At 37.2% G+C, this 18,269-nt stretch carries 14 protein-coding genes; 9 read left to right on the top strand and 5 right to left on the bottom strand.

The genetic code is table 11. The features are described from left to right. Window positions 1-67: 67 nt before the first annotated feature. The 3 genes from A0F92_RS13560 to A0F92_RS13545 all read right to left on the bottom strand — a co-directional run bounded on the left by A0F92_RS13560 (window position 68) and on the right by A0F92_RS13545 (window position 2,562). Window positions 68-472, bottom strand: a complete 405-nt coding sequence (locus A0F92_RS13560) for a hypothetical protein (RefSeq protein WP_068247285.1) — start codon at window positions 470-472, stop codon at window positions 68-70. Between the two features lie 208 nt (window positions 473-680). Next, entirely contained in the window at window positions 681-1,838 is a 1,158-nt protein-coding gene (locus A0F92_RS13550; protein ID WP_068247279.1) for a homogentisate 1,2-dioxygenase, read from the bottom strand. 253 nt (window positions 1,839-2,091) lie between these two features. After that, on the bottom strand, window positions 2,092-2,562 hold the full coding sequence (locus tag A0F92_RS13545) for a hypothetical protein (protein ID WP_068247277.1): 471 nt from the start codon (window positions 2,560-2,562) through the stop codon (window positions 2,092-2,094). A 243-nt stretch (window positions 2,563-2,805) separates the two neighbouring features. Between A0F92_RS13545 and A0F92_RS13540 the strand changes: the two genes are divergently transcribed. The 5 genes from A0F92_RS13540 (at window position 2,806) to A0F92_RS13520 (ending at window position 6,772) form a co-directional block, all read left to right on the top strand. Beyond that, complete coding sequence (locus tag A0F92_RS13540; RefSeq protein WP_167517092.1) at window positions 2,806-3,630, top strand: tetratricopeptide repeat protein; 825 nt, start codon at window positions 2,806-2,808, stop codon at window positions 3,628-3,630. A gap of 51 nt (window positions 3,631-3,681) precedes the next feature. Continuing rightward, complete coding sequence (gene rpe, locus A0F92_RS13535) at window positions 3,682-4,332, top strand: ribulose-phosphate 3-epimerase (RefSeq protein ID WP_068247273.1); 651 nt, start codon at window positions 3,682-3,684, stop codon at window positions 4,330-4,332. Window positions 4,333-4,372: 40 nt separating this feature from the next. Then, complete coding sequence (locus tag A0F92_RS13530) at window positions 4,373-4,822, top strand: DUF1003 domain-containing protein (RefSeq protein WP_068247267.1); 450 nt, start codon at window positions 4,373-4,375, stop codon at window positions 4,820-4,822. Between the two features lie 33 nt (window positions 4,823-4,855). Continuing rightward, the gene (locus tag A0F92_RS13525; protein ID WP_068247257.1) at window positions 4,856-5,527 is read left to right on the top strand and encodes a MarC family protein; all 672 of its coding nucleotides are present in this window, start codon (window positions 4,856-4,858) and stop codon (window positions 5,525-5,527) included. 264 nt (window positions 5,528-5,791) lie between these two features. Next, a complete protein-coding gene (locus A0F92_RS13520) occupies window positions 5,792-6,772 on the top strand; it encodes a PhoH family protein (RefSeq protein WP_068247254.1) in 981 nt (326 codons plus the stop codon). Between the two features lie 47 nt (window positions 6,773-6,819). On the opposite strand, the gene A0F92_RS13515 is transcribed toward A0F92_RS13520, so the two are convergent. Continuing rightward, window positions 6,820-8,025 carry a bifunctional 3,4-dihydroxy-2-butanone-4-phosphate synthase/GTP cyclohydrolase II gene (locus tag A0F92_RS13515; RefSeq protein ID WP_068247251.1) on the bottom strand — a complete coding sequence of 402 codons (1,206 nt, stop codon included), beginning with the start codon at window positions 8,023-8,025 and terminating at the stop codon, window positions 6,820-6,822. 204 nt (window positions 8,026-8,229) lie between these two features. Here A0F92_RS13515 and A0F92_RS13510 point away from each other — a divergent pair, with 204 nt between their 5' ends. Beyond that, window positions 8,230-11,499, top strand: coding sequence for a TonB-dependent receptor (locus tag A0F92_RS13510; protein WP_068247246.1), 3,270 nt, complete (start codon window positions 8,230-8,232; stop codon window positions 11,497-11,499). 189 nt (window positions 11,500-11,688) lie between these two features. Further along, window positions 11,689-14,949 (top strand): TonB-dependent receptor, encoded by a 3,261-nt coding sequence (locus tag A0F92_RS13505; protein WP_253810479.1) that lies wholly within the window; start codon window positions 11,689-11,691, stop codon window positions 14,947-14,949. A gap of 79 nt (window positions 14,950-15,028) precedes the next feature. Here the strand turns inward: A0F92_RS13505 and A0F92_RS13500 are convergent, their stop codons facing one another. Then, on the bottom strand, window positions 15,029-15,844 hold the full coding sequence (locus A0F92_RS13500; RefSeq protein ID WP_068247240.1) for an alpha/beta hydrolase: 816 nt from the start codon (window positions 15,842-15,844) through the stop codon (window positions 15,029-15,031). 260 nt (window positions 15,845-16,104) lie between these two features. Here A0F92_RS13500 and A0F92_RS13495 point away from each other — a divergent pair, with 260 nt between their 5' ends. Both A0F92_RS13495 and A0F92_RS13490 read left to right on the top strand, forming a co-directional pair. Continuing rightward, window positions 16,105-17,058 carry an ATP-grasp domain-containing protein gene (locus A0F92_RS13495; RefSeq protein ID WP_068247235.1) on the top strand — a complete coding sequence of 318 codons (954 nt, stop codon included), beginning with the start codon at window positions 16,105-16,107 and terminating at the stop codon, window positions 17,056-17,058. Window positions 17,059-17,099: 41 nt separating this feature from the next. Next, window positions 17,100-18,209, top strand: coding sequence for a carboxylate-amine ligase (locus A0F92_RS13490; protein WP_068247231.1), 1,110 nt, complete (start codon window positions 17,100-17,102; stop codon window positions 18,207-18,209). The last annotated feature ends 60 nt before the right edge of the window (window positions 18,210-18,269 follow it).

The following is an 18,269-nucleotide window of genomic DNA, read 5'->3' as shown; positions in this document are numbered from 1 at the left end:
GGTAAAGAAAAAAAGCAGTCCAAAAGACTGCTCTTGTTTTTGATGAAAGGAAAAATTACAACTACTGTTACATGGGTGCAGTTGTTAAATGAATTTTAGTCATATCTGCATAATGGTTTTGCAATTGATGGATGTAATGAACGTTGGGATGATATCTTCTATCTTCTCTGTACCACATATCTAAACCTGAAAAATTGCCTTCACCGGGTATTAACATTCTAAAAGCACCCTTACTATATTTAATGGAACCATCTGCCTGAACTTCTTTTTTAAAATGTAGTTTTTGCAATTGTTCATCATTCAGTGGCAGGGGTTCTAAATCATCAGGTTCATACCAAAATTCCTGTACTTCAGTTGCTACACATACCTGTTTTTCATCATGGTTAAGGTCGGTTACTTCCCCTTCCCATTGTTTTCCTTCAAAGGTGCATTTTACATAATCACCTATTTTAAGATCGTTGAATGGTATCATATTGGCAAATTTTTAGACCATGAATATAAAAAAATTATGCGAACAAAAAACAGACTAATTTGGCTCATTTGTAATTGCAATAATGTTTTTTTAGTGCCAAATTTCGCTGCATAGCAGTTTGAATAAAGATTGCAACACAAATCTTTCCTCCGAAACAAACAAACTTTAGCAACGCCTTTCCATCCGGGCAGGCTTTTTTCTGTAAATTTTATTCTGCCCAACTCATTACATAGTCTTTATTTTCAATATTAATAGCTATTTCTGTGAGTTGCAGTGGATGAAAAGTATCAACCATTACCGCCAGTTCCCGTGTTTCTTTTTTACCAATACTTTTTTCAACTGCTCCAGGATGTGGACCATGTGGTATTCCTGCAGGATGTAAAGTAATCATTCCTCTGCTAACATTTTTACGGCTCATAAAATCGCCATCTACATAATACAAAACTTCATCACTATCAATATTACTGTGATTATAAGGTGCCGGAATTGCGAGTGGATGATAATCATATAACCGGGGCACAAAACTACAAACCACAAAATTATTGGCTTCAAATGTTAAATGAATGGGAGGGGGTTGGTGTACCCTGCCAGTGATGGGTTCAAAATCGTGAATACTTAAAATATAGGGATAGCAACAGCCATCCCACCCTATCACATCAAACGGGTGATGTGCATAATGAACACCATACAGCATGCCTTGTTTTTTTGTTTGAATCAAAAAATCGCCTTTAGCATCAACGGGCTCTTTAAATTCAGGTACTTTTAAATCGCGTTCTGTATAAGGAGAATGTTCTAACAACTGGCCATTTTTACTCACATATTTTTTGGGGAAACGAATGGGGCTAAAAGATTCCACTATCAGTAATCGGTTACTGTTGTTTTGAAAACTAATTTGGTAAATGGTTCCTCTGGGTATAACAATATAATCGCCATACTGAAAATAAAGATCGCCATATTGCGCATGTAGAATACCATTTCCTTCATGAATAAAAAGCAGCTCATCTGCATCTGCATTTTTATAAAAATAGTTTTCCATACTTTTTTCCGGAGCAGCTACATTTACCATGCAATCACGATTCACCAGTAAAGGTTTACGGCTCTCCAAAAAATCGGGTACCGGTTTTATAGTAAATGTTTCAAAACACCGGTGATGCAGCATTTTTTCTTCGGCTACTACCGGTGTAACATTTACAGCAGCATCTGTTTTTATTATTTGAGTGGGCGGGTGATAATGATACAGCAAGGCATAATCGTTACTAAAGCCTTCGGTAGAAAATAATTGTTCTGAATATAATGATCCATCAGATTTTTTAAACTGGGTATGTCGTTTAGGCGGGATATTCCCTCTTTGAATATAATATGGCATTGTGTTGATTTTATTGTGATAGAATATGCAAAACCATTAGCTATGCTGGTTTGTTTAATAAAACCATGGGGCACGTTGACAGTGCCAACATAGTAAGCAGGAAAACATATTTCCAGCCACGCTTATCTATCCAGTAAATAATATTCCTGCAATAAGGCATTAGGCAATCGTATTTACTCAAAGATACAAAAACAAAAGAGGCCGAAACCTCTTACAATATAAATAAAATGGATTGGAGTGAATGAAATTGAAATTAAATACCTCTGAACAATGGAACATCGCCAAAACGACCGGGCCAGGGTATAGAAGCAAGAATAATAACAAGGGCCAACACATAGAATAACAGTAGTTTTTTGTTCTTTTTTGAAGGTTCTGCTTCCTTTTTGGCTACCCCGCGAGTAAGAGTAATCAATATAATGGCAATAATCATCCCCGTAATATGTTCCACCGCCCAAAAACGTAGTACCGCATCTTTCATAACCGTTGCAGCACCCATTGTTCTAAAAAAAACAAAGCCTTTGGTACCAAAAAAATATTGATATAACCCAATTAATAAAGTAATGTGTGCGGCAATCATTAGCCATAAATTCATTTTTTGGGCCACGCTGCTCAAAGGTTTTTGCATTTTGGCAATGCTGTTAATAATGCCAACCATTAACAAAATTAAAATAATCCAGCGTAACCAACTGTGTAAAACAAGCAGAAAACTATCTAAAGCACTCATATTTAAAATATTGAAGATTTAAAAAATATACTGCCCGAAGATATAACTTTCAATTACAAAACAACCGATAAGTAGCAATATTTTCTTATAAACAACAGAACTTGGCATTCAACGGCTTACAATGATTTTTATAACATTTTTTATGCGCAGGCACTTGTACTTTTGTACAGTACCGGAAAAGAATAACAAAACGTTTTTTCATTTAACAAATAATGATTATTTTAACAAAGTAAATAGTGCTTCATGAAAATATTGCCCCCTATAATATCAAGCATCCTGATTGTATTATTGATGGCAGAATGTACCAACAGCAACTCAGAAAAGCAGGCTAAAACAGACAGCAATCAAACAGTAGTACTAACACCCTATATTAAAAATTTAAAAACAGCAATTGCCACACATCCGGATAGTGTAGGTATTCGTTTGAAATTGATTGATGCTTATGACAGCTTGAATTTATTTAAACCGGCAGTACTGGAATTAGATTCACTCATTGCAAAAGATGAATTTAATTACGGCCTTTGGTACCGTAAAGGACGTTTGTCTGAAAATGCAGAAGATACCGCTGCTGCCATAGATGCCTACAGGCACGCAATTGAAATATATCCTGCACCAGATGCTTTGCTTTCATTGGCAAATTTATACGCAGAAAAAAAGAATAAAGAAGCCCTGGAACTATGTAATCAAGTAGCTGAATTAAGATTAGGCCGCGAAACAAATGCCAATTGCTTATTTATAACCGGTGTTTATTATGCCCGAACCGGACAAACGAATAAGGCACTGCAGGCATTTGATCAATGCATTAATCAAAACTTCGCCTACATGGAGGCATATTTAGAAAAAGGATTTATTTATTATGATCAAAAAGATTATGCCACCGCCTTAAAAATTTTTCATATGGCATCGAATGTAAACAATACTTATCCTGACGCTTATTACTGGCAGGCCAAATGCTATGAGGCCCTGCAACAAACAAACGATGCCATAAAAAATTACCAAACATCCCTTACTTTAGATCCTACCCTACTTGAAGCTGCCACTGCCATTAAAAGATTAGAAAAGCATTAGGCAACTGCAAAAAGAAAATTTAATTGCTCAACACATAAATAACATTGTACTATGCCAATTATAGCCCCTTCAATTTTAGCTGCCAATTTCTTGCAACTACAACAAACCTGTACTATGCTGAATGAAAGTAAAGCAGACTGGTTTCACTTAGATATTATGGATGGCCGCTTTGTACCCAATATTAGTTTTGGTATCCCGGTAGTAGAGGCCATTAAAAAGGCCACTTCAAAAATATTGGATGTACATTTAATGATTGTGGAACCTGAAAAATATATTGATGATTTTAAAAAAGCCGGTGCCGATAGTATTACGGTTCATGTAGAAGCCTGCCCGCATTTACACCGTAATATTCAACAAATAAAAGACGCAGGTTTAAAAGCAGGTGTTGCTTTAAATCCACACACCCCAATTTGCATGTTAGAAAATATTCTTTCGAATATTGATATGGTTTTAATTATGAGTGTAAATCCCGGTTTTGGCGGACAATCTTTTATTCCGCACAGTTTACACAAAATAAAAGAATTAAGAAAGTTACTAAACAAAGTTGCTCCGGAAGTTTTAATTGAAGTAGACGGTGGCATTACATTAAAAAATGCAGCAGCGGTTATACACAGCGGCGCCAATGTTTTGGTAGCGGGAAGCGCTATCTTCAATACCCCGCACCCTGATGCTACAATAGAACAATTTAAAATGGTGGTATAACAATTTGCCAATAAAAATGTAACCTTCAACTTGTAAATATATGAACGAAAATAATATAGAAAATAATCACTCAAAACAAATAACCAGTCCGGTAATAAATGTGAATGTTGCTTACAAAGAACATCTTACCCCATTAAATAAATTAGCCTTATGGATTACCATCAGAGTAGGCAGTATGGGTTTTTTCATTATCATTTTTACCTGGTCGGCCTTATGGTTGCTGTGGAATACCATTGGACCAAAGGCGCTTAGATTTGATCCTTATCCGGCCTTTGTGTTTTGGTTATTTATTTCAAACCTGATTCAAATTTTATTGATGCCACTCATTATGGTAGGCCAAAACCTGCAAGGCATACATGCAGAAATAAGAGCCGAAACAGATTTTAGAATTAACCAAAAAGCTGAGGCTGAAATTGAATCAATTTTGCTTCACTTAGAAAAACAAAATGAGTTGATTTTAGAAATATTGAAGAAATTAGATTCGAAATAAAAGTAAAAAAATACAAACTGCACCGAAACCATCATGGAGCTTATACTATCGTTTTTAAATCTTGTATTCATTGGATTTGTGGCATTATTTCCACCGGTAAATCCTATTGGAACTGCATTGGTAATGGATCCTTTACTGCACAATTTAGAAGAAAAACAAAGAAGGATAGCAGCAAAAAAAATTGCCACTTATAGTTTTATCATTTGTGCGGTTTCAACCATTACCGGGAGTTGGATTTTTAAATTGTTTGGTATTTCCATTCCGGTTGTACAAGTAGCAGGTGGGATATTAATTTGCAAAATGGGATGGCAACTGCTATCTTCTGACAATGACATCAAAACTTCGGAAGAAACAAAAAGTCCTGATACCAAAACTGATTTGGAAAGCGTTAATAAAATTTTATTTTATCCATTATCATTTCCTATGACCACCGGTGCGGGAACAATATCAGTTTTGCTAACCTTAAGTGCACATGGGCATTCCAAAACAGTATCTACTTATTTTATCAACCTCGGCGCTCTGCTTTTTGCCGTGCTTTTAATGGCTGTACTTATTTTTTTGAGCTACGCTTATACACCTATTCTCATCAAAAAACTCGGCGCCAAAGGTGGTCAAATTGTAAACAGATTAAGTGCCTTTTTAGTTTTTTGCGTAGGCTTACAAATTGCTACCAGTGGAATCATACACCTCATCAACCCTGCATAATTATGCATTAGAACACAATAATTGTTTGAAAGAGGAGGAATGCTGTTAACATAAAAATAATTGCATTACATTTTCTTTTTTCAATATCATTCAATCAAGAAAAAAGGTTTATAGTTATTTTTAAAAGCGTGATACTTAAACTTCAATAATTCTTTCCACAATATGTGCAAAAACAAGTTTGTTATTACATCGATAAAATAAATTAAATTTGAGAAAGCAGCAAACAGAAATAAATAATTTTATTCAACCTAAAACGAATAAACATTGACAGACACCATTATTAGCCTTAACAGCGTTAATCCCATTGAATTCTTCGGCGTTAACAACGGCAAATTAGATTTATTAAAAAAGAAGTTTCCATTATTAAAAATTTTATCAAGAGGTACTCAAATAAAAATTAGTGGTGCTCCGGAACAAATAGAAGTAGCCAAAGAAAAAATTGAACTCATTCTGCAATACTTAGAACGGAATGGGCATTTAAGTGAAAATTATTTTGAACAGATATTAGGTGGAGATGATGCAGAAACCGTTGACCATTTTGTTGACCGGCACCCCAATGATATTTTAGTTTTTGGACCAAATGGCAAAACAGTACGTGCCAGAACGGCCAACCAGAAAAAAATGGTACAGGCTATTGATAAAAATGATATTGTTTTCGCCATTGGGCCGGCAGGTACCGGTAAAACCTACACGGCTGTTGCATTAGCTGTTAGGGCTTTAAAAAACAAAGTGGTAAAAAAAATTATTCTTACCAGGCCTGCAGTTGAAGCAGGTGAAAGTTTGGGTTTTTTACCCGGCGATTTAAAAGAAAAAATTGACCCGTATTTACGCCCTTTATATGATGCTTTGGATGATATGATTCCTGCCGATAAACTGGGTTATTATATGACTACCCGTACGATTGAAATTGCACCGTTGGCCTACATGCGAGGCCGTACATTAGACAATGCCTTTATTATTTTGGATGAAGCGCAAAATACCAACGACTTGCAGTTAAAAATGTTTTTAACCCGTATAGGTGCCAATGCAAAAGCCATTATTACCGGCGATCCTACACAAATAGATTTGCCACGCAATCAGCGCAGTGGTTTGCATAAAGCTTCACGCATTTTGCAAAATATTGATGGCATAGCACATATTGAATTATCGGAAGAAGATGTAGTACGGCATAAGCTGGTAAAAGCCATTATTAAAGCCTATGAAAAGGAATACGAAAAAGAAGAAGCATTTTTAAAAGACAGATAAACAGAAATAAAAACGGTAAACCCAAATCAGTTTACCGTTTTTTTATGTTATTTCTTTTTCAAAATTTCGTGACCCATTTTGTCGCGTTTGGTTTGTAAATATTTTTCATTAAAGGGGTTGGGTGGAATTTCAATGGAAACAATATCAACAATTTCTAAGCCATAGCCTTTTAATGCTGCTCTTTTTTTGGGGTTGTTACTCATTAATCGAAGTTTGGTTACACCCAATGCACGTAACATTTGTGCGCCTACGCCATAATCACGTTCATCCATGCCAAAACCCAGATGCAGATTGGCTTCTACGGTATCCATTCCCTCTTCCTGTAAACGGTACGCTTTTAATTTATTCATCAGCCCAATGCCTCTACCTTCCTGATTCATATATAAAATAACGCCTTTACCTTCGGCCTGTACCATTTGCATGGCTTTATGCAACTGATCGCCGCAATCGCAGCGAAAACTGCCTAAAATATCGCCGGTAAAACAACTGCTGTGTACACGGGTTAGAACTGGCTCATCGGGCTTCCACTCACCTTTTATTAATGCCAGGTGTTCGCCACCAGAAATTTTTTCTTTAAAAGCCACCAATTTAAAATAGCCGTATTTGGTGGGCATTTCTACACGAGTAACTTCTTCAATCAATGAATCGGATTGCAAACGGTATTCAATCAAATCTTTAATTGAAATAATTTTTAAATCAAATTTTTTTGCAATTTCTAATAACTGGGGCAACCTGGCCATGGTCCCGTCTTCATTCATAATTTCAACCAAAACGCCGGCTTCTTCAAAACCTGCCAAACGTGCCAAATCAACTGTTGCTTCGGTATGTCCGGTTCGGCGCAAAACGCCGCCTGTCTTCGCTCTCAGTGGAAAAATATGGCCTGGTCTGCCTAAATCATCAGGTTTTGTATCAGGGTCAATTAAAGCCTGTATGGTTTTGGCTCTGTCATGAGCACTGATGCCGGTAGTGCAGCCATGCCCCAGCAAATCAACACTTACAGTAAAAGGCGTTTCGTGCAATGCGGTATTTTGGTTTACCATTAAATTGAGTTGAAGCTTATCGGCCAATGCTTCCGAAATGGGGGCACAAATCAATCCCCTGCCTTCCTTACTCATAAAATTGATGATTCCCGGGGTTACATTTCTGGCTGCAGTAATAAAATCTCCTTCATTTTCACGGTCTTCATCATCTACAACAATCACTAATTGTCCATTTTTAATGGCTTCAATACCCTCTTGGATAGAATGCAACATGTTTTAATATTATCTTACAAAAGTACAGATTAGGTGCTGTTTTGTTTAAAAATATAAAATTTGCGGGCATTTTGAATGTGTTTAAAACGGTTCGGTTTTCGTCTTAAAATCGGTAAACGTTCATAAAAAGCAACAATTTGTTAATATTTTAATGTGGTTCAACGTAAATAATTCACTTTATTTGCCTCAGAAAAAATTAACATTATGCTTAGTAAAAAACTACTGCGAGCCTTTGTATTGCTATCACTGTGCTTGCCGGTAACATTGATTGCCCAGGTAACCACCAGTAGCATTAAAGGTTTTGTAAAAATGTCAGACGGAAAACCTTTAGAAGGTGTTTCCATTACTGCAACCCACATTCCTTCTGGAACTGTTTACAGTACGGTATCCCGCAAAAGCGGCGAATACACTTTACCAAATGTAAGAATTGGCGGCCCCTACAAAATTGAATTTAAATATGTAGGATTAAGGCCTGAAACTGTGGAGGACTTTTACCTGAATTTGGGTGAACCTTACATTGCCAACGTTTCAATGCAGGATATATCGAACAATTTAAGTGAAGTGGTGGTAACATCTCAAGCCCGCAGAATTAACACAGACCGCACGGGAGCTTCCACACAAATTTCTCAACGGCAATTATCTACCCTGCCTACCATTGGCAGAAGCATTACCGACTTTACACGTATTACACCACAGGCTAATGGCAACAGCTTTGCAGGCAGAGACGGTCGATACAACAATGTGGTGATTGACGGTGCTAACCTTAACAACAACTTTGGTTTAAGTTCTGACCCTTTACCGGGTGGTGGTAGCCAGCCTATTTCATTGGATGCTATTGAGGAAGTTTCCGTAAACATTGCTCCATTTGATGTTCGCCAATCAGGCTTTACAGGTGCCGGTATTTTTGCAGTTACCAAAAGTGGTACCAATACCTTCCATGGTTCAGCTTATGGTTTGTACAGAAATCAGGATTACAATGGTAAAAAAGTAGGTTCTGTAACCTTAACAGACCCGGCTCCTTCTACTAAAAAAATCTATGGTTTTACCCTGGGTGGTCCAATTATTAAAAATAAATTGTTCTTCTTTGCCAACTATGAGCATGAAGAAAATACTTCACCTGGTATTACTTTTTCTCCAACAGGCGGTAGTGGTATTGGAAATATATCACAAACACCCATCGATTCTTTAAAGAAATTTGCTGATTATTTAAAATCGCAATACAATTACGACCCTGGTGCGTATGATAATTTTCCGAATTTTGTTACTGCCAACCATAAATTATTAATTAAGGTAGACTGGAATATTAACAAAGTGCACAAACTCAGTGTAAAATACAATGAGTTGATTGGTACAGACATGAACCCGCTGAATGGCACTAGTATTCCAAACGCTGCACCATTCTCAGTGGTAGGTGGAAGTGGACAAATCAGCCGTTTACCCAATAACAGGTTTAGTTTACGCTCAATGGCATTCAGTAATTCAAACTATGGGTTTAAGCATTTGGTAAAATCAGGTGCATTTGAATTGAACTCTAACTTCAACAGCCGCTTCTCTAATCAGTTTATTGCTACCATTACTAAAATACAGGATACCAGAACCATTCCCGGCGGACAAGCTTTCCCTACTATTGATATTTTTAACAATAACGGGCAAAACTATATGTCTGCTGGAACGGATCCTTTTACCAGAAATAATGACGTAATTAACGATATATACAATGCTACGGATAACTTTACCTATTATGCCGGTAAACACACATTAACTTTTGGTGCAACTTATGAATACCAGCGTGTAGGCAATATGTTTATGCCGGGTTCTTCCAGTTATTATGCTTTTAATTCTTTAAGCGATTTCATGAATAACCGGGCACCTGCATTTTTCTCTTATAACTTCTCTTTGGTACCGGGCACACCAGCCGTTTATTCTGCCGATTTAAAAATTGGTCAGTTGGGTTTATATGCACAGGACGAGTTTAACGTGAATGATAAATTAAAGATTACTTATGGTTTAAGAATCGATAAACCTGTTTATCCGCAACAACCATTAGAAAATCCAAATATTACGGCTTTAACTTTCCCTGATAAAAATGGTAATCCAACCCATTATAGCACAGGAAAATGGCCCAAAAGCACCTTGTACTTCTCACCCAGAGTAGGTTTCCGTTATAAAATTGATGAAGAGAACATTGTATTTCGCGGTGGTACCGGATTGTTTACCGGAAGAATACCCTTTGTATTCTTAACCAACATGCCCTCTAACAGCTTCATGTATCAGTCTGGTCAGGCAGTGAATAATGCAGCACAGTTGCAGAATTTTTTATTCAATCCTAACCCTGATGCGTATGCCAGCAAATTTAATCCAACACCCGGTACATTACCCAATAATGCCAATATTGTTTTGATTGATCCTAATTTTAAATTCCCGCAGGTATGGCGCTCTAATTTAGCCTTCGACAAAAAAATTGGGAAGGGCTGGTTAATTACTACTGAGTTTTTGTATACAAAAGATGTGAATGCAGTAGTAATGCGTAATGCCAATTTAAAAAATCCGGATGGAACCATTAATGGCATTGATTACAGAGGCAGATTTTCATCTCCAGCGGCCAGAAACGTTTATAGCAATATCAATACGGCTATTGTGTTAGAAAATACCAGTATGGGTTCCAGTGGTTCTGCTACCTTCCAAATTCAGAAATCAGCAGCAAAAGGTTTTTATGGTTCATTTGCTTATACTGCCAGCTTTGCTTCAGAAGTTACCGCCAACCCGGGTGCTCAGGCAACTTCTGTATGGAACAGCAATGCAACAACCGGAACACCTAATACATTACAATTGGCCACATCATCTTATGTTACACCCCATCGTTTTATTGGTACGCTTTCATACAGATGGGAATACTTAAATCACTTAGCTACTACTGTAAGTATTTTCGGTCAATTAGCCAAACAAAACAATTATAGCTATGTATATGGTGGCGATATTAATAATGATGGGTTAAGTGGTATTGATTTGATGTATATTCCTAAAGATCCATCTCAGGTTATATTTGTACAATCTGGAAGTTCTTTCACACCGGCTCAACAAGCTGCAGCTTTCCAGCAATTTATTCAAAACACGCCTTATTTAAACAATAACAAAGGAAAAGATGCAGAAAGAAATGCTGCTTACTTACCTTGGTTAAGCACATTTGACGTGAGAATTTTACAGGATTTCTACGCTAAAGTGGGTGATAGAAAACACACTTTACAACTTTCTGTAGACATTTTAAATGCCGGCAACCTGATTAATAAAATGTGGGGAGTACGCCAAATTACCACCACTACACAGCCTTTAATTTTTAGAGGATTAGATAGTCAGGGAAGACCCACTTTTAATATGCAAACCTTAAATGGGCAATTGGTAACCAAACCATGGCAAAACTCATTAAGTACATTAAGTACCTGGGGTATGCAGTTAGGTTTGAAATACTTCTTCTAAATTTTAGCTTAATACCAATTAAATTTTAATAAAGAAGCTCCGAATATTTCGGGGCTTCTGCTTTTTAACGGAATATTTGCGCTTTGTTAATAAAACGGTAACATTGGTATAAGGTTGTGTTAAAACTTAACTATCAAATTTGTACCTGAAATTAAAAAATCAAATCACATGCTAAAAAAACTACTACTTATGGTAGCTCTGTTTATCGGAGCAATCAATTATGTAATGGCCCAGGAAACCACTTCCGATGTTCAGGGAAGGGTAACCGATGGCAAAAATCCGGTAGCAGGGGCTGTTGTTACCGCCATTCATCAGCCTACCGGTACCAAATATGTAACCACAACACGTAAAGATGGCCGCTATAATTTAGCCAATATGAAAGTGGGAGGTCCCTACCAAATTACCGTTACTTTTTTGGGTTACAGAACAGAGCAACAAGACAATGTTTTTTTGGTGTTAGGCCAGGAATTTAAAGCCGACTTTTCTTTAACTGAAACCAGTAATCAGCTAAATGCGGTAGAAGTAAAAGGTATAAGGCAAGATAAAGTATTTAATACCGGCCATACCGGCAGCCAGGAAATTATTAGCCGCAGCCAAATTGAACGCTTACCCACCATCAACAGAAGTTTACAGGATTTTACCCGTTTAACACCTTCTGCCAACGGTTTAAGCTTTGGTGGCATGAATAGTTCTTACAACAACATTACAGTAGACGGTGCTAATTTTAATAATGCTTTTGGTCTTTCTTCTGTTTTAGGCGGACAAACCAATTCACAACCGATTAGCTTAGATGCGATAGAACAAATTCAGGTAAACATTTCTCCTTATGACGTTCGCCAAGGCGGTTTTGCCGGTGCCGGTGTAAACACCGTTACCCGTAGTGGTACCAATCAGGTAAAAGGTTCTGTTTATACCTATATCAGAACTCCGGGATTACAGGGCTACAATGTTAGAACCAATACCGTACCCAGACCCAGTTATACCTATAATTTACGCGGTGCATCTATCGGCGCACCCATTATAGAAAATAAATTGTTCATTTTTGTTAGTGCTGAACAGGAAAGAATTAGCCAACCTGCTACCACTTTTGTTGCTGCCAAGCCGGGGCAAGCACCTGTACCGGGTGTGGTTTCGCAAGCAGTAGCAGATACTTTAGATGCTTTAAAAAACTTCCTGATTCAAAAATACAATTACAATCCAGGCAATTATCAGAACTATAACTATAATACCTATAGTGATAAATTGACTGCCCGTTTAGACTGGAACGTAGGAAAAAACAGTACGTTTACGCTAAAATACAATTACCTCAAATCATATCGCGATATTTCAGCCAGTAACAGTGGTGCGCCAAATGGTAACCGCCAACCCAGTAATACCGGTTTACCTTTTAGTGGTAGTGGTTACAGAATTAACAACAACTTCAACATTGTTATTGGTGAATTAAATACCCGTTTCAGCAATCGTGTATCTAACAAATTACAAGTAGGTTATACCGCTTTAAGAGATTTCAGATCAAGCCTTTCCGGTGCCAACTTCCCATTGGTAGATATCCTGAATGGTTTAGGCCAAAGCTATACTGCTTTCGGTTATGAGCCGTTTACTTACAATAACGTTTTAAATACCAATGTATTCCAATTTTCAGACATTGTAACTGTTTATAAAGGCAATCATGAAATTACCTTGGGAACACAGAATTATATCAAACGTTTTAAAAATGGTTTTTCACCCAACTATGCCGGTGCCTACCAATTTAATACTTTGACAGATTTTTATAACAGTGCTATGAATGGTGCTCCTACTGCAGCCAATTATACTTTATCATATGCGCTGACTAAAGATGGTTCTTTCCCATTTGCACAGGTAGGCTCAAATGAATTAGGTTTCTTTGCACAAGATAAATGGCGTGCAAAAGATAATTTAACCATTACTTATGGTTTAAGATTAGATTTACCCATCTTCACCAATAGCTTCACTGCAAACCCTTATGCCTCTCAATTGGTATTTAGAGATGGTAAAACTTACGATGTAGGTCATAAACCGGACAATAATTTGTTGGTTTCTCCAAGATTAGGTGTTAACTGGGATGTATTTCATGACCACAAAACACAGGTTCGTGGTGGTATCGGTTTATTTGCAGGACCTCCACCATTTGTATGGATTAGCAATCAGGCCAGCAACAATGGTGTATTGTTTGGGTCTTTCTTCCAGGCTAAAACCAATCCTGCCACAGGTAAACCCTGGGTATTTAGCCCCGATATTAATGCATACAGACCTTCAGCAACTTCGCCCAATACTTCCTACAACTTAGTATTTACTGATCCTAAGTTTAAATACCCTCAGGTAATGAAGTTAAGTGCAGCAGTTGACCAAAAATTACCCGGAAATATTGTAGCTACATTTGAATACACCTTCTCAAAAGATGTGAATGCAGTGTATTTCCAAAACGTAAACTTACCTTCAACAGGCACACCTTTGGTAGGACCTGATAATCGCTTACGTTATTCTTCTACCAAGATTTGGTCTGGCGCCGGTGGTGCTACCGTAACCAATCCGAACATTAGCAGTGCAATCTTAATGGCCAATACCAATAAAGGTTATGCTTATACCGCCACCGCACAGTTTCAACGCTCAGTAAAAAACTTAACCACCAGTATAGCTTACACTTATAGCCAGGCTAAAAATGTAAATGATGGCGGTTCTATTGCACAAAGTATGTGGAGGGATCGTCCAACACACGGCGACTTAAACTCTGATGAATTAGGCTATGCAGGTTATTACCAACCACACCGTGTTATTGGGTATGCCCAATACCGTTTTGAATATGGTAAACATTATGCCACTTCAGTAGGTTTGGTGTTTGAAGCTGCAACTGCTGGTGTTGGTTCTTATACTTATCAGGGCGATTTAGTGAACGGTGGTACCGGAGGTAACAGTTCATTAATTTATATTCCTAAAACACAATCCGATATTGTACTGGTTCCTGTAAACACAGGCGGTGGTACCATTACCGATACCCGTACACCTGATATTATCTGGAACCAACTGAATAACTTTATTCAGCAAGACCCATACATGAGCAAACACAGAGGCCAATATGCTGAAAGAAATGCAGTAGTATTACCTTGGTACAAACATGTTGACTTAAACGTTACACAAGATTTTTATATAAAATCAGGTAAAACCAAACATACCATTCGTTTAACTTTTGACCTGATTAACTTAGGTAACTTCTTAAATCCGAACTGGGGTATTGTTAAAACATTTAATAATACTTCATTCCTGAAATTTGAAGGTATTGCACAATCGGGCGTTAATGCAGGCAAACCGATGTTCTCCTTCCTATATCAGGATCCTAAAAATCAAATTCCTTATGTAAACAGTTTTCAGGACAATACCAGCATCTTCTCTCGCTGGCAAGGGCAAATTGGTGTACGTTATTTATTTAACTAAGCGACCCAATCCAACACAAATAAAAACCTGTTAGTAAAAAAAAAGGCTAACAGGTTTTTATTATGAAAATAATTTTACATTATTTACCCCAACCCCATTCTAAAAATTCAATCAAGGCAGTAGCCCAGGTTGCCACATCATGCTTTCCATTTTCAATGATTAAATAATGTATATGTGCATCGGTATAACCTTTAGCTTTCAATGCAATAATTAAATCGAGTGTATCATCAATACTATCAATTACACCATTATTATTCCGGTCTGCCGTTTCATCTAAAGTGCCGCATTGCAAAAAAAACTGAAGCCATGGAAAAAAAGCCCCATTTCTTACCTGCAAATGCATAAGCCTGTCTGTTTCATCATCATAGCCATTATCGTATGATTTTCTGCGCCACCATAAACTTCCGCTAAAAACACCCACTTTGGCAAATTCGGTAGCATGGTTCCACACAATATCCAATGCACTTAAACCACCTAACGAAAATCCGGCAAAAGCTTTTTCTTTAAAAGATGGTGCATGGTATTTTTTTCGAATAAAGGGCAAGAGTTCATCAAATATAAATTTATGATATAACCCTGCTTTATCACCCCTGCCCAAATAATCAGCACTGTATGCGGTACCATATTCGCGTTTCCGCTCTTCGCCACAATAAATACCCACACACAATAAGGGCATTAATTTATTTTGGGAAAATAATTGGTTTAATTGCTTCTGCAATGCCATTTTAATTAAATCCTGCCCATCATTCATCAATAACAAACTTACTTCTTCCAAAGTGTGGAATAAGGGTGGAACATATACATCAACCACCACATCTCTTTCCAGATATTGAGATGATAAGGTAAATTGTTCTACGATAACTTCAATTTGAGTATGAACAATTTCTGAGGGCATATACCCAAAAATAATGTATCTGAATTAGCCTTCCCAAAATATCCTGTAAATTGGTTTGTTTTATTGCTGTAGATAATTACAGATGCAATTTTTTAAATAAACCATTATTGAACTGAATGAGCAGGCCTTCCAAAAAATAAAAATGAAACAATCATGGTGCTGTATTCAAAAATTTACTTATTTTAAGGGTATCATCATTAAAACCATCGCCAATATTTTATTCAGTATTTTTAATCAAATCATTTTTCAAATTTTACATTATGAAAAAAATAGGTATATTGTTTGGAAAAGAAAGAAGCTTTCCCGAAGCCATTATTCAACGCATTAATAGCAAACAAATTCCCAATATAATTGCCGAACCGGTTCATATAAGCAAAGTAATACAGGGAGAAGATACAGGTTATAGTGTTATTATGGATAGAATTAGTCAGGATGTGCCATTTTACCGCGCTTTTCTAAAAAACGCAGCATTATGCGGTACAGCAGTCATTAATAATCCATTTTGGTGGAGTGCCGATGAAAAATTTTTTAATAATTGTCTGGCTACAAAAATAAATGTCTCCGTTCCTAAAACAGTTATTCTACCCTCTAAGGAATTGCCGGATGATACGACAGATGCCTCGTTTTCTAATTTGGCTTATCCGTTAGACTGGGACCATATTTTTAGTTATGCAGGATTTCCTGCCTATATGAAACCCTTTGCCGGCGGAGGTTGGAAGCATGTTTTTAAATTAGAAAACAAAGCAGAATTTTTTGAAAAATATAATACCACAGGGCAGTTGGTAATGCTATTGCAGGAAGAAATTGTGTTTGAAGAATACTACCGTTGTTATTGTATAGGCGGAAAACATGTGCGTATTATGCCTTATGAACCACGCAACCCACACCATTTACGCTATGATGCCCATTTTAAACCATCGGCAGAAAAACTGCAGGAAATGACTGAAATAGTACTCCGTATTAATCAATATTTGGGGTATGATTTTAACACGGTAGAATTGGCACTTCGTAGCGGTGTACCCTTTGCTATCGATTTTTGTAATCCGGCACCGGATGCAGATAAACAAAGTGTGGGTGAAGAAAATTTTGAATGGGTAGTTGAAACAGCTGCCAACTTTGCCATTGAGCGTGCACAAATACAAGAAAACGGAAAAGACAATTTAACCTGGGGTGAATATTTGAAAAGAAGCGCTACCAAAACAAAACTATTTTAACAGCATTAACCGGGTAATTTTTAATGATTTAAATGCACCTTATGCCATCTCTTAACTTTCATCAATTTACATTAGGTATTGAAGAAGAATACATGGTAATAGACCCTGTTACCAGAGAGTTGAAAAGCCATGAACAAAAAATTGTTCAGGAAGGGCAAAAGCTATTGAAAGATAAAGTAAAAGCAGAAATGCACCAAGCCGTGGTAGAAGTAGGAACCGATATATGCAAAAATGCAGCAGAAGCTTTAGAAGATGTGGCTTCACTGCGCGGCAATATTGCTGCTATTGCACATAGTATGGGTTTGGGAGTAGGGGCAGCAGGTACCCATCCCTTCAGCCACTGGAACAGCCAGTTAATTACCGATCACGACCGTTATCATCAAATAGTAAATGAATTGCAGGAAGCAGCCCGTAGCAATTTAATTTTTGGGCTGCATGTACATGTAGGTGTAGAAGATAGAAAAATGGCCATACATATTGCCAATAGTGCCCGTTATTTTTTACCCCACGTGTACGCTTTAAGCACCAACTCGCCTTTTTGGGAGGGCAGGTATACCGGCTATAAATCATTCCGCTCTAAAGTTTTTGATAAATTTCCCCGAACCGGAATACCCGATCATTTTCAAAGCATTGAAGCCTACGAAGCTTATGTTAATCTGTTGATTAAAACCAATTGCATCGATAATGCAAAGAAAATATGGTGGGATGTAAGAGTGCATCCCTTTTTCAACACGGTTGAGTTTCGCATTTGCGATGTGCCATTAAAAATAAATGAAACCATTGCCATAGCTGCATTATTTCAGACAATTTGTGCTAAATTGTATTTGTTGCGTACCCAAAACCTCAACTTCATTTCATACCAACGTGCATTATTGAATGAAAATAAATGGCGGGCAAGCAGGTATGGCATTGACAGTATGCTGATTGATTTTGGTAAAGAAACCGAAGTACCTACCCGACAACTGATTTTAGAATTACTCGATTTTGTGGATGATGTAATGGATGCATTAGATGCCCGTGAGGCTTTGCAATACATTCATACAATTTTACAGGAAGGTACCGGTGCCGATAAACAACTTCAGGTTTACCAAACTACCAATAGTTTGCAAACAGTGGTCGATTTTATTCAATCCCAATTCCTTTTACGTTAACCTTTATTACCTGCAACTTTCATCATACTTTAAACAATCCGGCGCATTTAACAGTCTATA

The organism is Hydrotalea flava, from assembly GCF_001623405.1.
Lineage (GTDB): Bacteria > Bacteroidota > Bacteroidia > Chitinophagales > Chitinophagaceae > Hydrotalea > Hydrotalea flava.
Note: the sequence above shows the minus strand (reverse complement) of the source record. Positions and strands in the feature narration are given on the sequence as shown.